This window comes from Flavobacterium xanthum (assembly GCF_900142695.1).
Classification (GTDB): Bacteria; Bacteroidota; Bacteroidia; order Flavobacteriales; family Flavobacteriaceae; genus Flavobacterium; species Flavobacterium xanthum.
The window spans coordinates 1-7,447 of sequence record NZ_FRBU01000066.1; the positions used below are offsets into that span (position 1 = coordinate 1).

Here is a 7,447-nt window from a genome sequence, read left to right on the forward strand (position 1 = left end):
CTCAAACAAGATGGGATAATTTATCGGCATACCTATTAGATGGTAACTTGCAAATAGATAATAATCTGGTGGAAAATGCAATCAGACCAGTGGCCCTGGGTAGAAAGAATTATCTTTTTGCCGGATCGCACGATGCTGCTCAAAGAGCGGCTATGGCCTATACCTTTTTTTCTAACTGCAAAAAGCATAACGTAAATCCTTTTGAGTGGCTAAAATATACCCTTGAGAATATCCAATCTATAAACCACAAGAATATTAAAGACCTGTATCCCCACAATTACAAGCAGCTAGCGGAATCTAAACCATTGTAAAATTACGCTCCTATCATTAATCTTATTGAACTAAACAATATGTAGTTGCTCGGGTGGATACCTATTTAGCTCGTTTAGTTATGGACAGCTTCCAGCGATAAAGGCTAAAATAAATGGTGAAAAATTTATATCCTGGGGTGTACGGCCAGTGGAATCTAATGATGTTCCGACTGAACAATGGACAATGCCCAATCAGATGTGCGAGGGGCCTGAAAGAGGCAATATTATAACCTCTACAATTTTATCATCACAGGGGAAAAGTAAATATTTAGCCAGTTATGTTTTTGACCATGATCCTACGAATGCTTGGGTGGAAGGCAGTTCCGACTATGGAATTGGAGAGTTTTTAGAAATAAATAATTGGCAAATAATGGGTGGCAATGTAAGAGAGTTACCAATTTTAAATGGATATCAATCTTCAAAAACTGCATTGCAAAATAATTCAAGAGTTAAAAAATTCAAGGTTTCTTTGAACGGAAAAGACATTTGAATTTTAGATTTGGCAGACGTGATGGGTGTTCAAACTTTTAAATTACCAACAAAATGGGGCCGAGGTATTTTTAGATTTACAATAGTAGAAGTATATAAAAGAGACAAATATAAAGACACTGCGATCTCAGGAATATTTAGTTGTGGTGGTTAATTGTGAATAATCTATTGTTTTAGAGAAAAATAGAAATAGTAGGCTGGAACATATTATAGGAGATTAAAATAAAAGATTGATAGTGTTGTCATGTTGACAGCCATAAAGAAAAAGTGGAGTTCAGAAACCACTTTAAAAAACGAACGTATTTAAAAAAGAATAACAAATTACAAAAATGAAGAAACATTTACTAGTATGGGGGCTAATAATCAGCTCGGGAACATTTGCTCAAGCACAAGACAAACCTGCAGATTTAAAATTTAGAAGAAGTTCTTTACATACAATGGTCATCGAATCGGATAAATTTCCCAAAAAGGAAATTGTTCTTAAAGCATTTAATAATGCTCCTTTTCCTGAGAAGTATAATGATCATCAAATAAGCCAAAAATCCTTCAATCCAATTAATTATCCTTTGACCTCTGAAGAGAAGGCGTCTATGTACAAACCTTCAAAACTTGGTGCATTTGCCAATGGTTTACTTGAAATAGAAATGGATTCCGTTTCAAAAGAGATGCCACTCAGAATTGAAAAGTATCTAAAAAAAGAAAAAATCGCTAACAAATTAGTAGCTAAGTGGTTTGATAGGCAAGCTGATGGAAGTTTTGATTCTAAGTTAGTTGAGGACAGAGGTGTGTTTAACGCCTCATTTCTTGAAACAAAGGCGGCTCAAAATTCGTCTGACGGTGAAGCACTTCTCAGAACTGCTGGAGAATCATTAATTGACAATACATTTATAGTAATAAATAAATTTAATTTTGTGGCTAATGAACCAATAGCCCGAGCAATCAGAGATGCAGCAAAAACTGTCGCCGCGCAAAAAATTCCGGCGATGCTTTTAGATAAAGCGAACAAAGGAATTGATGCTGTTTATGAAAAAACAAAAGAGGGTTATTCTATTTGGGCTACATCATATTTATATAAGTTAGTATGGGATAAAACTACTTCTGATACCTTTTACAAAGATCTTTGGATAGATAAGACTGCACTGGATCCAAAAAAGAAAGTTGCATTTGATACTTCTGATTTGTTTAAACTAGAATTTGTTGGTGAAGAAAGCGCAACTGGTCTGGTGACATTTTCATTATCTGAAAAAAGAACGGAAGATCAAATTATTGAACTTTCTACCGTAAGGATCATTGACAACGTGTATGCTAAACTTCAGAAAAAATATGACGTGTTCAAAACAAAAACTCCGCTTTACTCAGGTGATCCAATTACTGCTAAAATTGGTAAAAAAGAAGGCTTAGAGGGTGGTGAAAAGTTTGATGTTCTTGAGCAGAATCAAGATCCTAAAACAGGATTGATCACATATAAAAGTGTAGGAACTATAAAAGTTGAAAAAGATGCGGTGTGGGATAACACATTTAATCCAGATGATACCTTGGTTCCTGTTGCTGGTAACGTTGAAACTGAAAATAAAACTAATATTGATCGTACCACGTTTTCTGGAGGGAAAAAGTTTTATGCAGGTATGCTTATTAAACAAATAAAATAATTAGCGAGCCCTTTCAATTAAAAATTATGGTTGAAAGGGTTCTTTTCTATTAAAAATAAATAAATGAAAGATATTTTGAAGAAAACTGTAATTGTGTTTTTAATGATTTTTGGTTTTACATTATCGAGTACCGCACAAGTTAAAAAAAAAGCAGATAAAGCAACTGAAGAATGGCGTTATGAAATTGATGCCGTTCAGACTGGCACTCAAGGAAACTATTTAATTAAAGTTTGGTCCTATTCTAAAAAGCCTGAGGTTGCAATTGATCAAGCCAAAAAAAATGCCGTTCATGGTATTATTTTTAAAGGGTTTACAGGTACTCAGTCTGTCCCAGGTCAGAAACCATTAACCAACAATGTGAATCTAGAAGTAGAAAAAGAAGATTTTTTTAAACCTTTTTTTGCTGATGGTGGCAAGTATATGAAGTTTGTTTCCATGTCTACTGACGGTGCCGTTGCAGCAGAGGATAGAATGAAGGTAGGAAAAGAATATAAAATAGGAGTTATAGTTTCAGTAAATGTTGCTAACCTAAGAAAAGATTTAGAGGAAGCAGGGATTATCAAGTCTTTAGGTGCAGGTTTTAATTAATTTAAAATAATTAAAAATGAAAATTAGTATAAAACTGATTTACGGTTTAATTGGCGGATCACTTTTACTTTCAAGTTGTAACTCATCAAAAATAACTGCAGGCAATTATCCATTAAAAACCGAATGTATTAGAATTGAATTAGATGGTTCTCAATCTTTGATAGCATGGGGAAATGGCAGTAATAAAGCATCTGCTATGGAAAATGCTAAAATTAAAGCAATTAGGGATGTTCTTTTTTATGGAATTAATGATGGTAAATCAGGTTGTAATTTAATACCAATAATATTAGAAGTAAATGCACAAAATAAAAAGGAAGCCTACTTTAGTAAATTTTTTGCCTACAAGGGTGAATATGATAATTTTATTTCTATAAAAAAGGAATTAAAGTCACTGAAAGTGAGTGTTGATAAAAGCGTAACCTTTAGATTAGAAGTTCGCGTGTTAAGGACAGAATTAAAACAAAAAATGATTTCTGATGGAATACTTAAAATTTAATTGTAAAATGAAAAATAAATATTTAAAAAATGTTATCACTATAGTAATGTTTTTATTGTCAACAACATTAATGTTTTCACAAGCGATAAACAAACCGTCTATAATGGTTTTTCCCGATGATATCTGGATGAACTCAAACGGATACATGAAGGAAGTGGATAAACAAGGAGAAAAAAAAATGGTACCTGATTATTCTGCGGCGTTGTTAAATGTTGAGCTAGGTCAAGTTATAACTAATGTCGAAAAATTAATGTTGGAAAGAGGATATCCACTTGAGAATTTGTCTCAAACATTAAAAAGTATTCAAGACGGAAATGCCCTAAAAAGTATGGAAACGAGTGAAGATGGAAATAGTGTTCAACAGGGAGATAAAGATTTAATATTGAATACAGCACGACCACATTTGATTTTGTATGTATCATGGTCTGTTGAGTCTAAAGGACCAAAAAAAGCGGTTACTTTTTCATTAAAAGCTGTCGATGCTGGATCTAACAAGCCCGCAGGTGCAGCAAGTGGTACTGGAAATGAATTGATTGGAGCTTCGTTACCTGTAATGTTAGAAACAGCTGTTTTATCTCATATTGACAATTTTAATTCCCAATTAATGATCTATTTTGAAGAAATGTTTACAAAAGGTCGAGAAATCACAGTTGAAATTCAAGTTTATGAAAATTCTACTAAAAAAATGAATAGTGAAATCAACGAGGATGGAGATGAATTATCTGACGATATAAAGAAATGGTTTAAATCGAACACTGTAAATGGAGCCTTTACATTAGGGCCAAAGACTTCAACTTTAATGCAGTTAACAAGTGTAAGGATACCTTTAAGGGACGGGGAGGGATCAGCTTTTAGTGTAGATGATTTTGGAACAAAATTAAGAAAATATATGAAAAAAACACATCAATTGCCTTGTTCTACGTATCCAACTGGAACTGGAAAAGTTGTTATGGTGATTGGAGGTAAAAGTCTATAATTATATAATCAAACAAATAATATGAAGAAAATTATTTTATGGAACATTCTTATAATGTGTTACAGTTTTTCCTTTGCTCAAAATGAGAAAGGAAGTGCAAATGACATTGCTAGAATAACTTTAGCAGCTTTTGTGCCGCAACAAATAGATAAAATGCCTGATGCAGCGCGAAGTATTTTAGCAAATAAGTTAAGCCAAATCGTCACGCAAAACGAAATGGGTGGATCGGCATATAATCAACGGTTTATTATTACTACTAATGTAAATGTTATTAGTAAGGATTTGACTCCAACCGCTCCCGCAATGACGGCTTTTGTTTTGGAAGTAACATTATTTATTGGTGATGGAATAGAAGGCACTAAATTTTCAAGTACGTCAATCAGCGTCAAAGGAGTTGGTGAAAATGAAACCAAAGCATATATTGCTGCAATAAAGAAAATTAGTCCAAGTAATATCAATATTCAAAGCTTTGTAGAAAATGGTAAATCAAAAATTATAGAATATTACAATAGTAAATGCGACTTTATTATTAAAGAAGGTCAAACCCTAACTAGTCAAAATAAATTTGAGGAAGCTATAGCTTTATTAATAAATGTTCCTGAAGTGTGCAAAGGTTGCTATGATAAAGCTATGGATGCCGTAGGGCCAATTTATCAAAAACAAATTGATAGAGATTGTATAATAAAATTACAAGAAGCAAATACAAATTGGAATGCCTCTCAAGACACATACGGCGCTGACATTTCAGGACAATTTTTAGCTCAAATTGATCCAAATGCTGCTTGTTATAAACAGGCTCTTGCATTATCAAACAAGATTGCACAAAGAGTTAAAGAAATTGATCAGAGAGATTGGAAATTTCAATTGAAAGAGCAACAGGATGACATAGACCTTAAGAATGCATCGATGAACGCAGCTCGAGATATTGGTGTTGCTTATGGGAATGGACCTAAAGCCACTATTGTTAGATATAATATTAACGGTTGGTGGTAGTAGGAGAATAGCGTTTATCAAATCTTGTCAAAAAAAGAGTTTAACTTTTGTTTTAAAAGTTAAACTCTTTTTTTTGACATAAAAACACATTTCCAGTCCTATAATTATAAGGATTACAATATGTTTTAAGGATTACTTTCTTCTGCAGTGGGTACTAAAATTAAAATTAATTAAATCACACGTAAATTCATTGTGACATAAAATTGTGAACTTCATTATATACAAGTATTCTCAATTACTCGATAATATATCTGCTAAACGTTATCTTTAATTTTACATTTACTTTAGCTGGAAACCAGTTTCATTTTGCAAATAGTTAAAAATTATGAAATTTTACAATAAAAATTGCTAGCTGCAACTGGTCGTTGTCAAAGGATGTTAAAGTTGCTTCTTTTAGCTATTTATATAATTTATTTTTTTTGTAGGGCTTAATAATACAAAAAAAAATATTTACTAATAGACGATAATCAATTAATCTAAAATCTCCAAATAGTGCCAGTATAAAAAATTGTTTCACTATTTTACTCAAAACCTTTTAAATTTAATTTCTTAACGACAGGAATTTTATTCTTTTTTAATTTAAATTATAAATTTGGCATTACAGTTGCATATATATTGTATAATTTTGGCAATAAAAATTTCATACATGAAGCTAATTAAATTTTTTATCTTTTTTCTTTTTAGCATTTACTCGATTAATGCTCAGGTTATTCCTCAAGATACTACAAAAATGGGATATGAATTAACTGATGATGACTCGATCCTTAACGATACCATTCAGTTGCCCGAGATTTTAATATATAAGGAGAAGATGGATCCGGAAGCGAGAAAGCAATTTTTAATGCTTCAAAGTCGTGTTTATAAAACGTATCCTTACGCAAAACTCGCTGCTGAGAGACTAACGACTTTAAATATAGGTATGGCCAACCTGAAAACCAATAAAGAGAAAAAGAGATACTTTAAGATAGTCGAAGGTTATTTAAGTAATGAATTTGAAGCTAAACTCAAAAAGCTTTCCCGCAAGCAAGGTCAAATATTGGTAAAGTTAATACATCGCCAAACGGGCAATACAACCTATGAATTAGTAAAAAACCTTAAAAGTGGTTGGAAAGCATTTTGGTCTAATACTGCAGCTAGTATGTTTGACATTAATTTAAAGACAAAGTATACGCCTTTTGATGTTAATGAAGATTATTTAATAGAAACGATATTAATACGGGCGTTTGATTCTGGAAGATTACAAAATCAAAATCCTGCAATATTAGTTGATTACAATAATCTAACCGATTCATGGCAGTCCAAAGTGGTTACAGTAAAGAAATAACAATAACTTGGGCGTTTCCCATTATAAAAAAGAGGCTATTATCTAAATGGGTAGTAGCCTCTTTTTTATAGAGGGTCGGGCTATTCGCTACAAGTCCTCGTCAAGTTGCGTTACACTTCACTTGGCTGCGGGCTTTACGCTACTATCCCTAACGCGGGGAGTTGTATAATTGATTTAGAATTCGGTGTACCTTATATATAGGTAGGTATAAATTGTCTTACTATAATAAGGACCGTAAGAAATAGACAAGGAACAACTGTCCAAGCGATAAAAAACTTAACCTATCTTAGATGATACTGCAGGCAAAGGACCTAATTTCAGGATTAATCCTGTCTGTGATGCTAATAAAGTGCCTCAGAGAACCAATAAATATCTAAAAGGAGTCACATATCCGATTGCTGCTAGCGCAATCTAATAACAAAAAAACTAGATTATGGTTCTTTTAGCATGCTTAGCTTTGGAAAGGGAGAGGGAAGCATAAAAAACTTTTACTTTCAAAATTCACGGTTTCAGTAAGTTAAAGATTAAGTTAAGAAAAGGATAAAAAAAGAGTTTAAAAAAGCTTGAATACCGGTATAAAGGAGTTAGTTTTGCACCCGCAACAACGGCAAACGTTCTTTT

Annotated in this window: 8 protein-coding genes; all 8 read left to right on the top strand. The window is 32.6% G+C overall.

The features are described 5' to 3' along the window. A partial coding sequence (locus BUC11_RS15930; RefSeq protein ID WP_139259424.1) for an IS66 family transposase occupies positions 1–311 on the top strand: 311 nt, incomplete at its 5' end. Positions 312–495: 184 nt separating this feature from the next. Further along, a complete protein-coding gene (locus BUC11_RS15935) occupies positions 496–801 on the top strand; it encodes an NADase-type glycan-binding domain-containing protein (RefSeq protein WP_139259542.1) in 306 nt (101 codons plus the stop codon). A 328-nt stretch (positions 802–1,129) separates the two neighbouring features. Continuing rightward, the gene (locus BUC11_RS15940; protein ID WP_073355663.1) at positions 1,130–2,449 is read left to right on the top strand and encodes a hypothetical protein; all 1,320 of its coding nucleotides are present in this window, start codon (positions 1,130–1,132) and stop codon (positions 2,447–2,449) included. A 63-nt stretch (positions 2,450–2,512) separates the two neighbouring features. Then, entirely contained in the window at positions 2,513–3,037 is a 525-nt protein-coding gene (locus BUC11_RS15945; protein WP_084129727.1) for a hypothetical protein, read from the top strand. Positions 3,038–3,053: 16 nt separating this feature from the next. Then, a complete protein-coding gene (locus BUC11_RS15950; protein WP_073355664.1) occupies positions 3,054–3,533 on the top strand; it encodes a hypothetical protein in 480 nt (159 codons plus the stop codon). Positions 3,534–3,540: 7 nt separating this feature from the next. Continuing rightward, on the top strand, positions 3,541–4,509 hold the full coding sequence (locus BUC11_RS15955) for a DUF6175 family protein (protein ID WP_139259544.1): 969 nt from the start codon (positions 3,541–3,543) through the stop codon (positions 4,507–4,509). Between the two features lie 21 nt (positions 4,510–4,530). After that, on the top strand, positions 4,531–5,502 hold the full coding sequence (locus tag BUC11_RS15960) for a hypothetical protein (protein WP_073355667.1): 972 nt from the start codon (positions 4,531–4,533) through the stop codon (positions 5,500–5,502). 646 nt (positions 5,503–6,148) lie between these two features. Beyond that, entirely contained in the window at positions 6,149–6,826 is a 678-nt protein-coding gene (locus BUC11_RS15965) for a DUF4294 domain-containing protein (protein WP_073355668.1), read from the top strand. Positions 6,827–7,447 lie beyond the last annotated feature (621 nt).